The sequence below is a fragment of the Paenibacillus sp. J31R30 genome, assembly GCF_059692115.1.
This window is the reverse complement of sequence record NZ_JCAUAV010000002.1, coordinates 1,146,856-1,164,799: the sequence shown is the minus strand read 5'-3', so window position 1 is coordinate 1,164,799 and position 17,944 is coordinate 1,146,856. Positions and strand designations below refer to the sequence as shown.

The following is a 17,944-nucleotide window of genomic DNA, read 5'->3' as shown; positions in this document are numbered from 1 at the left end:
CGTTACTTCCCCACCTTTCGGATGATGGTAAGAAACCAAAGCAATAGGATCGTTGAATAAATTAAACAAACGCCTATTCCTTGCATCATCTGATAATAGGGTTCTAAGCTTATGTATTCCCTAGGTAGAATGAGTACACCGCATATCAATCCAACAGAGAGAATGACGGGGAGCTTCGCCTTTATTTGGGGACTCATAAATCGAATACCAAGCTCGGAAATCCAGAGGTACATAGCTGTCAATATGATGATCGCGAGGGACCACTGAGCCACAAGAATAATTTCGGGTCTTTCAAAAATGGCAAATTCTGAAACCTGAAATATATTAAGGGCAGGATAGAAGTTCTCCCTGGCAAATTCATAGCCTATCGTTCCCGTTACGATCAAATTGATTAAGACATAGACCAAGGTTACCGTCCAGTGCCCGTATGAAATATGGACAAAGGCTTTGGATTTATCATTAATTAAGGGAAATAGAAACAGGAAGACACTCATGCCAAGAAGTGAGGAACCAATATTGTACATTGCATGTAAATAGCTCGGTCCACCCAAGTACATGATTGGCATTAAAAAGACCGGTTCAATGGCCTTTGTTGGCTGAATCGAAGGAAATATGATCCAAATACCCGTTATAAAAACGATGATGGTAAATCGAGAAATGATGGATATTCCTCCAGCTAACAAGTACAGAATCGGTATGATAAGAAGCATGCATAAAAATAGGTTTGATGTTCTTGGAAACAAGTAATCATGAAGGAGACCTAAATAATGTCTCATTAGGATGACCGAGAAGAAAAAGAAATAGAGAACAAATACAGCCGCGAATAGCTTACCTCCCACTCTCCCAAATAACTTTCTTCCAATGTCAAACCAGTGCATATCGCTATTTCGTCTAATCGTAACAATAGCCAAATAAATAAATAGCTGAATCAAGAAAGACGTGAAGGCAATTATCAGCCAGCCCTCATTATCGACATCGCTTGCCAATATAGCTGGCAAATGAAAGATTCCAAATCCAAATTGCACAGTAATCATCACAAAAAAAAGCGTGCTTTTATCTACTTTCAACTCTGCTTTCTGGTTTGACCACTTCATTCATTATTCTCTCTTTTCTGATCGGGATGGGCATGTTTAGACATAGGGTTGAAGTAAATTCTAGGAAATCGAAACAAGATGGACTTCAGTTGTATCACCCTTAAAGGCGCCAATGGATACAGATAAGGAGTCCCTAATGATTTAAGATTAAGCATATGAATCATAATCATGGAGAAAACAACGAATGCCCCTAATAGTCCACTGATACCAGAGAGGAGCAGCATTCCATAGCGAATTGCCCAAAACGAATTCGTCATCATGTAAGCTGGAATCGTAAAGGACGCTACGGCTGCCGCAGAGGCTAAGATGATCAAGTAATAACTCGTCATGTGAGCTTCTACCGCTGCCTGTCCAATCACAATACCTCCAACGATACCAATCGTCTGCCCGATTTTGACAGGTAATCGCGCCACGGCTTCCCGCAGCAGATCTAAAATCAAGGTTATGATGAAAGCCTCCCATAAGGGGGAATTAGGTATCTTGGAACGTTGCTCCAGCATTGGAATCACTAAATTCAAAGGTAGTAGTTGATAATGAAATGTTGTTACATATACGTAAATAGGCGTAGCCATAATGGCTAACACCAGAGAGAACAGCCGCAGAACACGAATGATTGTATTAAAAAACCAACTACTAGCGTAATCGTCAGGCTCGTCTAAAAAGTCCCAAAAGGTGCTTGGTGCAACGACTACTTGAGGAGAACCATCCACAATCGCAAGGATTTTCCCTTGCATTAAGCTGGAGATGGCTTTTTGCGGTAATGACGTGGTCACATAAGTTGGAAATACGGCGTAAGGTTGATCCGAGATACTTTCCGTCAGAACTGCACTATCAATCACATCAACATCAACTTGTTCAATACGGCTTCTGAACTCCGAAACCTGTGACTCCTCCGCATATCCGTCCATCCACATGATGGCAATCGTCGTTTGGGAATGTTCTCCAATTTGCAATTTCTCCAATTGCAGCTTAGTTGACTTAATATTTTTCCTGATAACACTCACGTTCGTATTATAGGATTCCACAAAGTTTTCTTGAGAACCTTGGATCGTGTTCTCATTCAACGATGTGGATATTGGACGTTGGTCCACTTTGTAGGTATTTATTCCAATTGGATGGCCTTGTTCAAACAGCAGAACTGTCCAACCATCCAAGATTTTCTCAATACAAGATGACAAATCGGGTAATTCCTTCTTCTCATAGCTTTCGCTGATCAAAAGAATCTCCTCACGTGTCTCTGCCTCACTGTGTATAAATTGCCAAATTTTCTTATCTATTTCTTCTCTAGATACCAAAGAATCGATGTAGCAGCCATACACGTTATGCATCCTTCTGACTTGGAAGTCTTGCATGGTGCAAATGGCTTGGATCTGTTGCAAATCATTTTCCAACCCCTGCCCCATTTGGATATCTGTGATTTGTGCCAATTGCAATCCCCCCAGTTTCACAGGTTATTTTATCCAATTGTTGTGTGACTATTCGTTTTGAATGGCAAAGTAACTTGCTACTTATGCAAAAAAAGTAAAAAGACAGCCCTTTGAACATGCTTAGGGACTATCCTTTTACTAATAAAATAAAGCCACGCTTTATCGTACCCGATATTCTTGGAAATACTTTGGAAGAATCGTCGTGGAAGCGCCCGGCATTTGAGGCAGCACATAGTGCCCATTGACCACCGTAGCTGGCTCTTCAAAAATGTGACGAATCCATGGGATATACTCAAGCATTATAGCACCTGGTGTAGATGCAACTAGATGTAGATGGATTTGACCCATATCACCCACGTGCGGACAGATCGGTACATCGTAGGAAGCCGCTAAACCTGCTACTTGCAGCCATTCTGTAATACCTCCAACACGCGTTACGTCAACTTGGCAATATTCGATGGCGCCTTGGTGGATATAATCTCTAAACGCATATTTGTTATAGACATGCTCCCCTAACGCAATAGGAACGTTTAGCTCGTCAGCAAGCTTTTTGTGCCCCATAATGTCATCTGGATTCAGTGGCTCTTCTAACCAGAACAGATCGAATTCTTCCAACTTTTTGCCCCACGTCATAGCGGTATTGATATTCCATTGTTGATTGACGTCAATCATGAAAATGACATCGTCGCCGATCGCTTTTCGTACAGCCTTACAACGAGCATAATCCTCGCGCGAATCCGGTTTACCGACTTTGATTTTAACACCCGTAAAGCCTGACTCAACAATTTCCGCACAATCTTTAACCAGACGCTCTTCGGACCAGTTCAACCAACCACCATTTGTATTATAGGCTTTGATCGGTTGCGATTTAGCACCGCCAAGGAACTGCCATAGCGGCTTATTGCAAGCTTTCGCCATAATGTCCCAAATCGCAATATCTACAGCTGCAAGTGCCATGTGCGTAACGCCGGATCTGCCGATCCAGTGCATTTTGCCAAAACGCATGTCATTCCACAGCTCTCTTACCATAAACGGATCTCTCCCCACCAAAAGCGGAGCATAATATTTATCGATTGTATCGACGATCATATCGTCCCCATGGGCACAGGTACCTGTGTAACCGTAACCAACGAAACCTTCATCCGTGAAGATACGAACACCGGCCAATCCCCAGTGTGTTGCAATATTGATAGCATCTGTAATCGGCGGGGTAATCGGCACATGCAAAACAAAACTTTCTACTTTTGTAATCTTCATCTAATCCATCTCCCTAATATGAATAATTGCACCATGTATTAATAACCAAGCGAAGCTCCGCCATCGACGGGAAGAGCAACACCTGTAATGAAACCGGATTGAGCGCTTGCAAGAAACAACGCAGCTTGAGCAATTTCTTCCGACGTTGCCGGTCGGCCAATGGGATGCATATCATTCAAAATCTGGATCGTCGCAATCGGATCATCCTGCTCTTGAATCCAATGCTGCAGCAAGGGAGTAGAGACCCCAGCCGGACATATGCAATTCACTCTGACGCCATCCGGCGCATAGTCCAAGGCTAATGCCTTGGTCATGGCGACGACTCCGCCTTTCGTTGCCGCATATACGGGGTTCATCTTCTGCCCTACCAAGCCATTGAGAGAAGCCATGTTGACGATCGCCCCGCGACTTTTCTTTAATTGAGGGAGTGAGTGCTTAATCATTAAATACACACTCTTCAAATTAATATTGAAAAGTCGATCCCACTCTTCTTCCTCCACTTCTTCCAGAAACTTGGGTAAAATTACAGCTGCATTATTGACGAGAATGTCTAGCTGTCCAAATCGACCTACGGTTTCTTGGATAAGTAATTGGACATCCGCATTACTGGAAACATCTGTTTTCACCGCCACGACTCCATGTCCGGAAGATGTTAATTCCTCTGCAAGCCGCGAGGCTCCCTGCTCATTCCAATCGGCGATAATGACCGCTGCGCCTTGATCCGCGAACAAGCGGACAATCGCTTCGCCAATACCTGAGCCGCCTCCCGTTACAATGGCTACCTTACCTTGTAGGTTCATTATCTTTGCCTCCATTTTCACATATCATATATCATGTATGATTATTTCGAAAAAAAATTTAGAGAAAGAAATTTCTAGTTCGAATATGCGAATGTTTTAAATGCTGTAGCAAAGCTTCTTCTGCTGCCTCAAAATTACCAATCGCCAACTCTCTTACGACGAGATTATGTTCATACCATTCTTCTTCAATTACTTTCAGATCTATCTCTTTATGAATGAAGGATAAGTATCTCTGTATTTTTTCAATATATAAATGGATCAGTTGGTTCAAAGATTGGTTGTCACAGTGCTCCAGAATTAGACCATGCAATCTTTCGTTCATCTCGGCAATGAATTGAATTTGTTCTTCGATTTCTGTCGGTTTCCTGCTAGACCAACTTTTCATCGCCTGCACCAGTTCCACAATGGAGTCATCCGGTATTCGAGGGGCCGCTTTCTTAATTGCCAAGCCTTCCAATTCGATCCGAATTTCAAACATTTCATCCAGCTCTTGCAGCGACATTTCGGCCACATACATCCCTTTAAATGGCACTGTATTAACCAAACCTTCTGCCGTTAATTTAGTAAGCGCTTCTCGAATAGGAATGTTACTGACTTCAAGATCGCGGGCTAGCTGGTCAATATTGATTTTACCGCCAGAAGCAATTTCATGGTTAAGGATTCGTTCCTTTATCAAGGTATAGATTTCATCGGTTAGTACATAGCGGCTTAAGGTCTTTTTCAAATCTTTCACCTCAATATCTAGAATGGTTGTATGTTTAATTAGCTCGATAGTTCTATATATTAAATCATACACGATTTATGAAATAAAATAAATAGTATTTTCAATTGGCTAATGCCTCACCCGTATCCTTATGACAAGTACACTCCCGAAATAACAAAAAATAATTACGAGGTTATTTGTTAATAATAGGTAATGATATGTACCGGAGGGGTGATGATGACATGAAATTCAATAAACTTAGACACGCACTCATGGAATCAGAGCCTTCTACCATAGAATTGGAACCTGGAGATCTCGAATTTCTAATTACTCAGATCCAAGAACACTTATCCTACACAGAAGATCTGAAGACGCATAATCTTGAATTTAATAATCAAGCGTGTGCTTTGATCTATATAGACTCCCTTGTACAGGCAGAATTACTTCAAACTAGTGTCATTCAGCCACTACTGGAATCAAATTCAGGCGTTGTTGAACAAATCGTCACTTCAATCGAAGTCAAGCAGTCGAATGAAGTTCTTCAAATTGGGAAGTATCTCCTAAATGGCTCTTGCATTATGGTACAGGAGAATGATCCAGTCGCATACATGATGCTAGTCGCACAATCACATGTCCGTAATATCCAAGAACCCAAAGCTGAACAAGTTATTCAGGGATCCCATGAAGGCTTTATTGAAAGCATAAGCACAAATATTTATTTGCTACGCAATCGAATTAAAAGTCCTAAGTTAAAGGTGAAGTACTTCACAATTGGTAGTGTCACGAATACGAAAGTCGCAATGATTTATATGGATAACCTAGCTGATCCAACGATTATTAAAGAATGCGAAAAAAGGATTAGGTCGATTGATCTGGATTATTTATATTCCGCAGGGGATATTGACGAAATGATCGAGGAGCACCCGTTTTCCCCTTTTCCTCAATCCCTTCAGACCGAAAGGCCGGATCGTGCTGTTTCTTATTTGATGGAGGGAAAAATCAATATTGTTGTTGACGGCAATCCGAGTGTTTTGGTTCTTCCCGTCACTTTTTTTTCCTTTTATCAATCACCCGATGATTATAACAATCGTTGGATCTCGGGGACGTTTTTTCGTTGGATTCGCTTAATTAGTTTTATTTCGGCCATTTCTTTACCCGCGATCTATATAGCAACTGTGTCTTACAATTCCGAAGTGCTGCCGATCGGGATCTTATATTCTGTTAAGGTTTCATTAACCTATGTGCCATTACCGCCGATTTTGGAAGCGATCACCATGCAAATCATTCTTGAATTGCTGAAAGAAGCTTCGATCCGATTGCCCTCCCCCATCGCTCAAACGATTGGAATTGTCGGGGGATTAGTCATAGGCACGGCCGTTGTGGAAGCTCATTTGGTTTCTCACACCATGATTGTTGTCATCGGATTGACGGCGATTGCCTCTTTTGCAACTCCTATAAATGAGCTAGGAACCAGTTTGAGAATTCTAGGGTTTCCGACCATGCTCGCCGCATCTTTATTTGGCTTCTTCGGAATCGCCATCATGATGATGATCATCTTTATACATCTCTGTAAGTTAGAGACTTTAGGGGTCGCTTATTTTGAACCATTTGGTCCTTTTACGGGTAAACGGAGGCTAAAAGATATTTTCCTAAGACTCCCTACATGGAGGAATAATAAACAACCTGGCAACACCAAACACTCCTTCTTCGTGAGGTGGAAGCGCCCTTGAAACCTACGATAAGTAGAATTCACTTGTTTTTTTTGATCATTAAGACACAAATTGGTATAGGCTTGTTATCCTTGCCTTCGAAAATTCAGGGTTCAGCTAAAGGGGATGCCTGGATCTCTGTACTAGTGGCTGGGATTGTTATACAGCTATTACTTTTCGTATATTGGCAGCTAATCAAAAAATTTCCAAATCAGACCTTGAGTGAAATGACAGTTCGAGTGTTTGGATTCTATGTTGGTAAAGCACTAAACCTGATCTACTATGCTTTTTTCATCGTTATTGCGGGTTATGCGTGTACACTCTATGTGAAGTTAGTGAATACTTGGATGCTCTCACTTACGCCAAGATGGGCACTCCTTTTGCTCATCATAGGGACAGCTGTCTATCTAGCCATTGAAAATTTGCGCGTCATTGGTAGATTTTTCTTATTATGTTCCGTACTTTTTGCCCTGCTGCTCTTGATTAGTTTTTTAAACTTTTCGAACGAAACACAATTTACGAACATTTTGCCGGTAGGTCAAGCAAGTAGTTGGCAAATCTTCAAGGGAAGTGAAAGCACCTTTTTTTCTATGTTAGGCTTTGAGGTGATCCTTTATTTCTCTGCCCAAGTTGGGCATAGCCCCAAAGGGTTGCTCCGTGTCATCACCTTAGCAAATGTCTTTGTTACGTTATTCTATACGTACTTTGTTTTCCTTTGCCTGATCGGATTTAGTCCAATCGCGTTAGCACAAGTGAATGAACCTGTTTTGTTTATTTTCAAAGGGTTAACTTATCAATTGTTTGACCGCTTGGATCTGATCTTCCTAACGATCTGGATTATTCCAATGACGGCTACCATTGTGTCTTATCTATGCATAGCCGGTAAAAGTCTAACCACAACGCCAAACACTTATAGATGGATGGTATTGTGCAGTGGGGCGCTTATCTTTCTATTAGCGTCCTTTCTTTCAACAATGGAAAATTATGATGCCTTCAGTAAGTGGTTAGAATATGGCTACCTATTTATGATCGTCATGATTCCAATGCTGTTATGGATGATGTCCTTCTTGCGGAAAAACATGAAAAAGGTCGGGTCAACATGAGAAAAAAACTTGTTCTTACGGTTTGCTTAGGATTTCTCGCTATGGTCCTCACAGGCTGCTGGGACATTCAATATTTAACGAGTAAAAAGATGATAAATGGCGTAAGCCTTGATAAAGCGGAAGATAATCAAATCCTTGGAACGATAAGAGCCGTTATTTTGGAGAGTAAAGGTGGCGGACAATTCGATGTGAAGGATGAACTCATGCAAGCAACGGGGGATTCCGTTTCCAATCTTGGTCTCACATTAGATAGTATGCTTCCAGGTACCATTGAAGCAAGCAAGAACCATGTGGTTATCATCGGTGAAGATCTTGCGAAAGGAGGGTTAATGTCAATTCTAGAATTTTTATATCGGAATCCTAAAGGGTATCTGAAATCGTATATTATCATAAGTAAGGGAAGAGCCTCTGACATACTCTCATTTAAACAAATAGAAAAGGGTCCTGTTGCTTTTGGCATTAAACAATTGATTGATGGCGCAGTGCATTCGACGATTGTTCCTGAGCAAACGATCTATTCGATATGGAGTGAAATCACGGATCCAGGTAATGATATGGTTGTTCCCATGATTCGTAGAATTAATAATAAAGCTTTAGTCGTTGACAGTAGCGGATTATTTGATGGTGACAAATTCACTGGTGTGACTTTATCTCGTGAGGAAAGTATCATCCTATTGCTTCTAAAAGACAAGCTATACAAACATGCCTTCTTGGATATTCCAATTGGGCAGAGATCTGCACCGAACAAGTCTAGCAAATCAGAGACTACTTTGATTGTTTTTGAAGTAAAGAAATTAAAGAGATCCTTCGAAGTTTCTGTTGATCCCAATACGCAAGAAATCGAAAGCACTGTTAAGATTGACCTATATGGTGCGATTAGTAGCTCCCCAAGCAGTTTGGGCCAAAAAATCGATAGAGAACAGCTAAATCACGAATTGTCTGCAGTACTAAATAAACAAGCAACGGGCGTCGCAAAGCAATTGCTAGAAGCGAATTGCGATGCGCTTGGAATAGGAAGAAAGCTCAGAGTAAAGTACCCTGAGCTTTGGAAAACCATCGACTGGAAGAACAAATACAAGGATGTGAAGTTAAAGACTAATGTTCAAGTGCACATAACAAGTACAGGGGCTATCAGTTGAACAGGGTTATAAAGCAAGTTTGGCATCACGCCAATCTCCTTGACCAATGGAAAGTTCTAAATGCCATTCAAAAGATGCTTTAGCAGGTATCAATTGCGCAGTCCCATTACTTACTGCCATTTCAAGCGAATCATAATAGCCGATGCTAGGCTCTAAGGCACAAGTAACTCGATCGTTAAACATCCCTTCGTCTATCCACACACCTAGGAATGGAACCTTATCTGGCGGGACAGACATAATCAAGAAGTTTCCGCTTTCTTCGCCATATAACCCTGACCAGCCCGCTGGTACTTGGACTTCGTAATAAAACTTTCGCCCATCCCCAGTAACCTCAGGGGAAAGCCGCGACACGTCTTCCCAGGTGTAGGATTCGCCTTTCTTCAGCGTGTTACCTTCGTACACGCAATGCATCTCCTTCATGGGTGCTGGGAGAAGTATTCGAGTCGCTTCCGTGACAGCGAATTGCGGATGCGGCACCCACAAAAAGTGGATGGGTTGATCACTATAATTGTATGCATGGTAATCAAACCGTACCCGGTCCGCAGAAGGGAATGAGATCCGTCTCATGAACCGATAGGGAAACTTTGGGCTCCGAACGGAACAAATAACCTCGTTACCTTCGATCATGTACTCCCAAGAAACTGCCCAAAGCTCACCATGATCAGGCAGATTAACATACTTATCCATTTCCGTTTTACATGCCGTTATCGTAGGAAAACATTCATCCCAACCGCTCATATCCCAATCCGTGAAGGTGGAGCCGTATTTCGGCTGACGCAATGAGCGCTCACCGGAATCCAGCATCCACTCCTTCCCTGTAGGCTTATAAGCAATGGAAACCAATTTACCACCGAGCTGCGGTACCATCTCAATACGAATTTGTTCACTTTCAATCGTTATGGACTTCATGCTTTTGTAGGTTCCTGTTGCGATATTAACCTTGTGCTCTTTCATTAGACACACATGCCTTGATGAATGCGAGCGCCTGTATGATTCGCTTCCTGACTAAGTGCTTTATTGAATTGCTCTCTCGCCAGTTCCAAATTTCCTAGACCGAGATGCCCAAGCCCCATCATGTAGTGGCAGTGAACTTCGTTCCGGACGTTCAGATTGTCCTCGAACACTAGGAAGTCTGGCAACGAAACCGCGAAATAGTCGAACTTCACATCGTCGAATAGATGTTTCTCTGCGTAATCAACCAATTTATTGAAGCGACGCTTCGCTTCTTTCTCATTGCCCAGAGCAAGCCAAGCCATTCCTTGATAGAAAATCATATCAGGCGGTTGGTCGTTGTAATACATCGCGCTAGCTGGTTCCTCTAATCCTTGCGAAGCAATTGTGAAGCACTCTTCTGCAAGTTCAGACTCATTTAAACTTTTGTGAGCAAGTCCAAGATAATAATAGACATTGTTCTCTTGGGCACCTGACAGCTTGCCTTCTCCTAGATTATTTGGATAGACAAGTGCTTTCCGCAATAAGATAACTGCCTCTTGGAACTGTTTCTCCGCCAAAGCTCGCTTAGCCAGTTCGATATGGGCAAAAACATGCTGACCCGTGACTTTGCCCTCTCCGCCTTCCCAAGGGTGGAAATTCCGCGCTTGTAGTGCTTGAACAGCTTCCTCATGATAACCTTGCGCATTCAAAAGGGTAACGTACTCGACATAAAGATCATCGCGTTTGTTGACTAAAGCTTGATGTTCTTCCAGCTTGCCGAAGCGAGTCTCTGCCGTGTAGCCAAGCTTTTTGTATAGTTGATCCAGTTCATAGAAGACACGTGCGTCATCCTGGTTACAAGCAAAGGCTTTCTCCATAGCTATTAGAGCCGATGCTTCGTCCCCTCGCTTGTTGAAATAAGCAAGCGATAGATTCCGATGTACGGTCGGGAAATCTTCTCGAATGGAACGAGACGCTTCCCAATGTGTAATCGCATCATCGTGTCTTCTTTTATCGTAAAACCAATTTCCCAGGTAATAATTTGCTTTATCATCTTTCGAATCGGCCGTAATGACACTCGTTAATACTTGCAAATCGAATAAATTATTCGGAAAACAATAATCCGATGCAGCCGCATTTCCAGCCTTTCTGTGCAGCTGAGCCAGTTCCAAATTCCCTGTTTTCTCATGCAAATAGCTAAGAGTGTAATGGAGCATTGGGTACACTTGGGTAGACTCGTCACATTGAACGATACAATCTAGCACTTCAATCGCTTCCTCGAAAAGACCGCAATTCGCGTAATCAGCCGCCACATTCAAATAATTATGAGCATCTCCACGCATAAGCCGCAGAAGCTCAGCTTTCACTTCGCTAGCAAGTGCTTTTTCCCCTTGGCTTGCAAGCGTCAGGTATCGTTCATTCGCTGAACCGAAATCAGCGATATCTAGCAGCAATGTCTCCTGCGAGTAGACTAATGCTTCTTGCAGCTGCCCCAGCTTACGAAGAAGCGCAGCTTTCAGGTGACGTGCTTTGTAATTGTGAGAATTGCGTACGAGTGAACGCTCAACCAATTCCAAAGCTTCTCCATAGACACCCTTCTCACATGCAATTTGTGCCAGTGTGAAGAAGCCAGCGTCTTGCCAAGCCGCGGACCACGTCGATTTGTAAAGCGCTGCGAAAGCTTCTTCCAAACGTCCTTGTTCTTTAAGCGCAACACCTAGTTGATAAAGAGCTTCACTGTCATACGGATTTGGATTCCGCCAAGTGAGCGACTTGACTGCCGTCCGGAAATGACTTTCTGCTTCGGTGAAAAGTCCGCGGCGCAGCAGAAGTGTCCCGTAGGCTACATTAATGCGGCTATCGTTAGGGTCACGTTTTAATCCTTCCAGATAGTACGACTCCGGTTCAAACGTTGCATGACGATACTGCTCTAGATGCAACCCAGCTAGGTACAGCTGTTCATTCGTCTTCAGTTCTTCAGGTGCCTGCAACGGCTTAGCAGCATCCGGCACTTGTTCGATGGATGGCTTGGCAGGCTGATAGCCAATGAGTAAGGTGCCATTGGCATCCCGAACTGTCAGTTTCAGGTCGTGTGGTTGATCGATTTCATCAAGCGTAATCACAGACTTGAACGTTTGCGTCGGCGACAAGTGCGCGACTTCCTTCAAGTATGTGCGGTTGCGGCCTTTTAGCTCAACAACAGCGCCTTCGAACACAGAAGTCGCATACGCAAGCACAACAGCTTCACGAGTCTTCTCGTCAACTTCTAAGTTGACGGCAGCATCGATAGAAGCATTTTTGACGACACCGATATTTTTGTATGGCATGAAATATTGTTTGAAGGACTTTTCTTCATAAGGCTGCAGCCACGTGAAATCCGGTTGATTGTCCGTGTAGACACCCGTCATCAGCTCGATATAAGGACCATCCTCATCGGTCAAATTGCGATCCCACGCTTGCCCGAATTCACCATTCCCCCAAGTCCATTGTTTCTTGCCTGGTGATACGTGATGGTTAGCCACATGCAGCAAGCCTGCTTGCACGCCATGATCATAACCCCCGACGAAGTTATAGTCAGATTTATAGGCCATATATGACGTAGGTACAGGAATGTTTTTGTAGCGTGAAATATCAACGCCTGCGGAGTAATCCATTTTGTAGTATGTTCCTGTCGCGATTGGAAACCTCGATACATCGCGTTTACCGTGGTCGAAGACAGCCGTTACATCAGGAGGAAATACAGATTGTGTATTTTCGTTAACCGCAACCGCGGGGTTGGCCCACCACAGGAATGTTTGTGGTTCAGATGTCCGATTATACAGCTGAGCTGAGATTTCTAGATAAGCTTTACCTGGATATAAAGTGAAGCCTGCTGTCACTTTTGTTCCGTACATACGGTCGATTTCACTTACCCATACAGTAGCGCTTCCATCTTCATTTTCAGTTAGCTTATATTCTACGGGACCATACGTATTCGGACGGTGATGCTGCGGCCAGTTAAACTCAATACCACCGGAAATCCAAGGACCAGCTAGCCCAACAAGTGCTGGTTTAATAACACGATTATAATAAACGAAGTCATAGTCATTCGTTTTGTCTAGTGCACGATAAATACGTCCGCCAAGCTCAGGCATGATCTCGATGCGAACATATTCATTCTCTAGAATCACCATTTGATACGACTGGGGTTTCTTCTCATCTTCAATTTTATCGATAACCGGATGCGGATAAACCTTACCGGAGCTTCCTTGGTAAACACGTTTCTCTAAAAACATCGGGTTGCGATCAGGCTCGCCGATGCCATAAGTCGGAATCGAAGTTACTTCTTCCCAAATGCGAACTTGCTGACTCACTTTCATCACTCCCTTATCTTATTGTCTCTACTTTACCTCGGTGGAAGGCAATAGCCAATTGACAAAATGCTTAATGTAATGGATTATATTCTTATTTAGAAGGGAGATGCGGAATTGGATAATACTAGGAAACCAGAAGGCTTTGAGGAGGAAAAATTGTTTGTACTGCCGGATTACATGCAGACGGAACTATCCCGCTCAGAACTGACGCGTGATTTATTCGTGAGCGATATTGGCTTTTTCCCGCATGCCCGTCATCACTATCGAGAACGGCCTGAAGGGAGCAATTCCCATATTTTTATCTTTTGCTCAGAAGGAGAAGGCTGGATCGAACTCGATCAGCACAAAGCGATCCCTTTAATCCCAAATCACCTAGCCGTTATTCCCGCTAAAACCCCACATCGCTACGGGGCATCTACGCATGCACCATGGAGTATTTACTGGTTTCACCTGCAAGGTGAGCATGCAGCCGCGTTTATACGTATGTACGATATGGATACTGGTCCTCTGCACCTTCCAATCGGTGCCATGTCCGAGTTCAAGGATGTTTTTGATAAATGCTATGTCCTTCTATCCGATAAAACCTACTCATTGCCCATCCACACGCACGTATCTCAGTCGATTCGCCAACTAATTAGCGGTATTGGTATTAGCGCAGGCGGTACAGCCAAAGACAAAAAAAGAGAGCAATATCTCGAACTCGCCATCCGATACATGAATGATCGTCTGGAGGATTCGATAAAGCTCCCTGAATTGGCCAAACATACGGGCCTGTCTAAACAGCATCTCATTTTATTATTTAATGAAGAAACGGGATTCCCGCCAATTGAGTACTTCCTGCGTATGAAAATTCAAAAAGCTGCCCAAATGCTCAGTTTAACAGGGCTGTCGATCAAGGAAGTTGCCGCGAACATCGGGATAAATGATCCCTATTATTTTTCAAGATTGTTTAAGAAAATAACGGGCTCCGCCCCTAGCGCTTATCGAAACGTTCCGAAGGGGTAATTTGCCTCACTTGATTTATTTAGTTGATCATTGCTTGGGGCTCGTCGTCCACTTGTGAAGTCACAGTCTTTCCGGTCTGAACGCCGTAATAATAAGGTCTTGCTGTAGGAGGCAGCGGACGAACAACCACATAATGCGGGTCTTGCTTCTGCTTAATCAGCGCTGTAATAACCTCTTTCAGTGCCGCCCATAGACTAGGACTTGGTGTTGGATAATCAAACATCAATTCTTTATGCAGCGCTGGCAATGCATGATAGGGAACCATTGGAAACATGTGATGCTCGATGTGATAATTCATGTTCCAATAAAGGAATCGAAAGAAAGGATTCAAATATATCGTACGTGTATTTAAGCGATGATCCAGAACATCTTCATGCAAACCCAAATGCTGAGCCAATCCTACTAATAGAAGGAGAATAGGGCCATAGAACGTCGGAAGACCAACAAACATAAGCGGTAATAGGCTCCCAATCTGTATGGACCAAATCATAAAGCCTAGTAAGATCATCACCCATGCTCGTGAAATCCAAACAGCTTTTCTTAATTCAGACTCTGGAACATAATCCTGTTCAGAAGCAGTTAGCTTCCCGAAGCAGTGTAATATGATGCTTTTGAGATCTCTTGAACCGCCATAGATATGTACAATTTCCCCAAAAATGATCCGCCAAACAGGGGGTCTAGTCATGGCAATTTCCGGATCACGACCGACTATATAAGTGTCCGTGTGGTGACGGGCATGACTCCAACGCCAAGGGGTTGGTGGTCGTAAGTCCATAAATGAGGCTATTTGATAGAGGACATCGTTCATCCAAGCTGTCTTAAATGCTGTCCCATGACCGCATTCGTGCCATCTGGAATCAGCAGTCGAGGCATAGCTAATGCCATACAAAGCAAATGCTGGTAATGCCCACCAAGTCCCCCACGAATAATAGGCAAGCATGCCCGTACCTATGAGCCAAGCAAACATCATGATCGTATCACGAATTGCAGGTCCATCTTTACGCTTCATAAGCTCTTTAAGACGCTGACGTGGAATTGGACTCGAATACCATTCCGCTGCTGCTAAGCCTTTTTCCTGTGCTCGCTTATTTTCTGGTCCTGTGAGAGAATAATCTCTTTTTATATATGCATTAGACATTATTTTGCCTCCTTGTTCAACTTTTTGATAGCGCTCTCTTTAATGATAAAGGTTCAAGGGCTCACTGTCTTTGAAATAGCAGGACATTGATTTGCACTATTCAGACATCCTCGCATTTTTAAATACAAAAAGAGCTGCATCAGCAGCTCCTTTCAACTATTCTTTCTACTTATATCCTGTATCGCTTGAGATTTGCTCTAATGAGAAATGAAGCTTGATTTCCTTGTTCGCATCCTTGCTAATCCATTGCGCAAGACGATAGTTGCCGTTTCGATTCGGCATCAGCCCAGGCAGAATCTCTAGTTCGACATCGCCAGACTCACCCTCAGGCTGAATCACATAGGTAGCATCGGCATAATAGGCGAAAAATTTATTCCCGTCGACACGTATTTCTGTCACATCGGTTCCATTAGATACGAGCACTGGAACCGTTACACCAATTGCGGATAATTCCGTATCCTCTGCAGCCTCTACTGACCATGCTGTTGTCACGCCCTCGGATGCAATACGATAAGATTCTGTGATCGCGGCTAAGCCCTCAATGCCAGGTCTTGGCATCAAATCGCCGATAGCTCGTAATATGGCGGGGTGTTGATCCTGATCTGGATCACGCAAATCGGTGTCGTTGATAAGCTGAAGTCCCGTCGACTCGTAGCGTAGTTTGAAAGATAGCGCATCACCATTGTCCTCCCCATTATCAAGCAAAGCATGCCAATGCAGCTTCTCGGGATTAGTCGGCACTCCTTCCTCGTCCAAGGAATGAAACGTTTCGTGCTTTCTTCTGCCATAGTTCGCTAACCTGTGCCAAGTACCGTGTGCATCCCTCCAAGTCAAGCCAATAGCAGCAGGTGTATGAGGACGTGGAATTAATTGTTTGGCTACAAAATAATTCATGTGAATGTTCCCGCTAAGCCCAGGTATTCCCATCGAGAGTGCTGATTCCTCTAGATAATCTGCTTTATGGAGCCGCACCCATCCCGTTGCGTCTTGCCCCATTTGCGCAGCCGTATCCATCACGAGGTGATAAGCGCCTTGCTCTGCTCCTGTTGTGGCATAAATTCGGTTGAAGGATTTAATGGGGACTACATATCCGCCCAGATCGGCTGGTGTTGCTTGCTCGGGAATGCTCTCGTCAGCACTTTCAAAGCATGAAGCGGCAATTTGAGCCGCATAAAGGCTGTATGTCGAATAATACGCATAGAACTCCCAACCATTTCGGAGCCCGCTATCGAACCGATTTTTCAACAAACGAAATTCGATAGGATCCTCTATCCAGCGCAGAATAGATTGCATGGCTTTGCGTGCAGCACGTTTGAAGATCCCAGCCCATGCAAGATCTCCCTCTTTGGCATAAAGCGATGCTTCCCGTTCGCACAGATTAGTAAAGGTCAGCTCATTCCAAATGATCTGGTTGCTCCTGCCTCCACAGCTTGTTCCTCCTGTGGTAGACTGCATGAACAACATCGTTTGGGCACCTTTGCGAAGCTGACTTTCTAGAAAAGTCCTCCATTCGCCGCTATAACCGGCATCGATTAAACCGCTAAGTTGCTGACGCGCAGCCAAATCATAGGCGGCTGGACTATTCGGATCACGATATAGTCCTTCACGTGTAAACCGCGTCATTTGCGGTTTCAAATACTTATCTATGAAGGCCATGGAGTCCGTGAACCCTTCACTACGCCTCATCATTTCGCCATGCATTGCATATGTTGCCCAGTTCCGGATGGTACGGATGTCAGGAAAATTTCGAACTGTTTGGCAATAGGTAACCTCAGGCTCAACGTTGGATATATTCAGTCTCCAGGTATTTCTTCGCTCCGCAGTTACCAACGGCGCTAGGAGCTGATAGGCCCGAACCAACATGTGCGTCGTGAAGTCGGCGTGATCGTCAGGGACTTTATTCTCGCCTAAGCAGGTACTAGCCCAGTCCATCGCGAGTAAAATCTGATCTTTGAGATCCGTGCAGCGACCATTGGCAAGTAGAATTGCGCCGGCTTTTACAAATGCAGCGGTTGCATATTCGTGTTCTTTTCCATCGCCTGGATCCAGGATCTCCCCGGATTCACTTAAGCATGGGGCGAATTGACGAACGCGCGCTTCGGAAAAGTCCAAATATTTATCACGCGTTAATCCAGTTTCTTGGAAATTATCTAATGTGCCTTTTTGTCTAAACGTGTCTATGGCTTGCTGAATCGGGTTTACCCCGGATAAGCTTTCTAAATAGTCCAGTTCCTTGGCTGTAAACATGCTGTGCCTCCGATAATTTGTCCTGTCAATCAATCT

At 43.7% G+C, this 17,944-nt stretch carries 13 protein-coding genes; 4 read left to right on the top strand and 9 right to left on the bottom strand.

Annotated features, from left to right (window positions below; translation table 11 throughout):
• Positions 1–2 precede the first annotated feature (2 nt).
• The 5 genes from AC58QO_RS10850 to AC58QO_RS10830 all read right to left on the bottom strand — a co-directional run bounded on the left by AC58QO_RS10850 (position 3) and on the right by AC58QO_RS10830 (position 5,311).
• Positions 3–1,094, bottom strand: a complete 1,092-nt coding sequence (locus AC58QO_RS10850) for a GerAB/ArcD/ProY family transporter (protein ID WP_497265303.1) — start codon at positions 1,092–1,094, stop codon at positions 3–5.
• The gene (locus tag AC58QO_RS10845) at positions 1,091–2,521 is read right to left on the bottom strand and encodes a spore germination protein (protein ID WP_497265302.1); all 1,431 of its coding nucleotides are present in this window, start codon (positions 2,519–2,521) and stop codon (positions 1,091–1,093) included. The genes AC58QO_RS10850 and AC58QO_RS10845 overlap by 4 nt, the downstream gene beginning before the upstream one ends.
• Before the next feature lie 159 nt (positions 2,522–2,680).
• Complete coding sequence (locus AC58QO_RS10840) at positions 2,681–3,778, bottom strand: mandelate racemase/muconate lactonizing enzyme family protein (protein WP_497265301.1); 1,098 nt, start codon at positions 3,776–3,778, stop codon at positions 2,681–2,683.
• A gap of 38 nt (positions 3,779–3,816) precedes the next feature.
• Positions 3,817–4,578, bottom strand: coding sequence for an SDR family NAD(P)-dependent oxidoreductase (locus tag AC58QO_RS10835; RefSeq protein WP_497265300.1), 762 nt, complete (start codon positions 4,576–4,578; stop codon positions 3,817–3,819).
• A 58-nt stretch (positions 4,579–4,636) separates the two neighbouring features.
• Complete coding sequence (locus tag AC58QO_RS10830; RefSeq protein ID WP_497265299.1) at positions 4,637–5,311, bottom strand: GntR family transcriptional regulator; 675 nt, start codon at positions 5,309–5,311, stop codon at positions 4,637–4,639.
• Between the two features lie 212 nt (positions 5,312–5,523).
• Here AC58QO_RS10830 and AC58QO_RS10825 point away from each other — a divergent pair, with 212 nt between their 5' ends.
• The 3 genes from AC58QO_RS10825 to AC58QO_RS10815 are packed head-to-tail and all read left to right on the top strand — an operon-like array spanning position 5,524 to position 9,232.
• The gene (locus AC58QO_RS10825) at positions 5,524–7,011 is read left to right on the top strand and encodes a spore germination protein (protein WP_497265298.1); all 1,488 of its coding nucleotides are present in this window, start codon (positions 5,524–5,526) and stop codon (positions 7,009–7,011) included.
• Positions 7,008–8,093 carry a GerAB/ArcD/ProY family transporter gene (locus tag AC58QO_RS10820; RefSeq protein WP_497265297.1) on the top strand — a complete coding sequence of 362 codons (1,086 nt, stop codon included), beginning with the start codon at positions 7,008–7,010 and terminating at the stop codon, positions 8,091–8,093. The genes AC58QO_RS10825 and AC58QO_RS10820 overlap by 4 nt, the downstream gene beginning before the upstream one ends.
• Entirely contained in the window at positions 8,042–9,232 is a 1,191-nt protein-coding gene (locus AC58QO_RS10815; protein WP_497265296.1) for a Ger(x)C family spore germination protein, read from the top strand. Before AC58QO_RS10820 ends, AC58QO_RS10815 begins: the two co-directional genes overlap by 52 nt.
• A 6-nt stretch (positions 9,233–9,238) precedes the next feature.
• On the opposite strand, the gene AC58QO_RS10810 is transcribed toward AC58QO_RS10815, so the two are convergent.
• Both AC58QO_RS10810 and AC58QO_RS10805 read right to left on the bottom strand, forming a co-directional pair.
• Complete coding sequence (locus AC58QO_RS10810) at positions 9,239–10,141, bottom strand: hypothetical protein (RefSeq protein ID WP_497265295.1); 903 nt, start codon at positions 10,139–10,141, stop codon at positions 9,239–9,241.
• A 44-nt stretch (positions 10,142–10,185) separates the two neighbouring features.
• Positions 10,186–13,524, bottom strand: a complete 3,339-nt coding sequence (locus AC58QO_RS10805; protein WP_497265294.1) for a DUF5107 domain-containing protein — start codon at positions 13,522–13,524, stop codon at positions 10,186–10,188.
• 108 nt (positions 13,525–13,632) lie between these two features.
• Between AC58QO_RS10805 and AC58QO_RS10800 the strand changes: the two genes are divergently transcribed.
• A complete protein-coding gene (locus AC58QO_RS10800) occupies positions 13,633–14,523 on the top strand; it encodes a helix-turn-helix domain-containing protein (RefSeq protein WP_497265293.1) in 891 nt (296 codons plus the stop codon).
• Positions 14,524–14,542: 19 nt separating this feature from the next.
• On the opposite strand, the gene AC58QO_RS10795 is transcribed toward AC58QO_RS10800, so the two are convergent.
• Both AC58QO_RS10795 and AC58QO_RS10790 read right to left on the bottom strand, forming a co-directional pair.
• A complete protein-coding gene (locus AC58QO_RS10795) occupies positions 14,543–15,661 on the bottom strand; it encodes a fatty acid desaturase family protein (protein WP_497265292.1) in 1,119 nt (372 codons plus the stop codon).
• 165 nt (positions 15,662–15,826) lie between these two features.
• A complete protein-coding gene (locus AC58QO_RS10790) occupies positions 15,827–17,908 on the bottom strand; it encodes a hypothetical protein (RefSeq protein WP_497265291.1) in 2,082 nt (693 codons plus the stop codon).
• Positions 17,909–17,944: the final 36 nt, after the last annotated feature.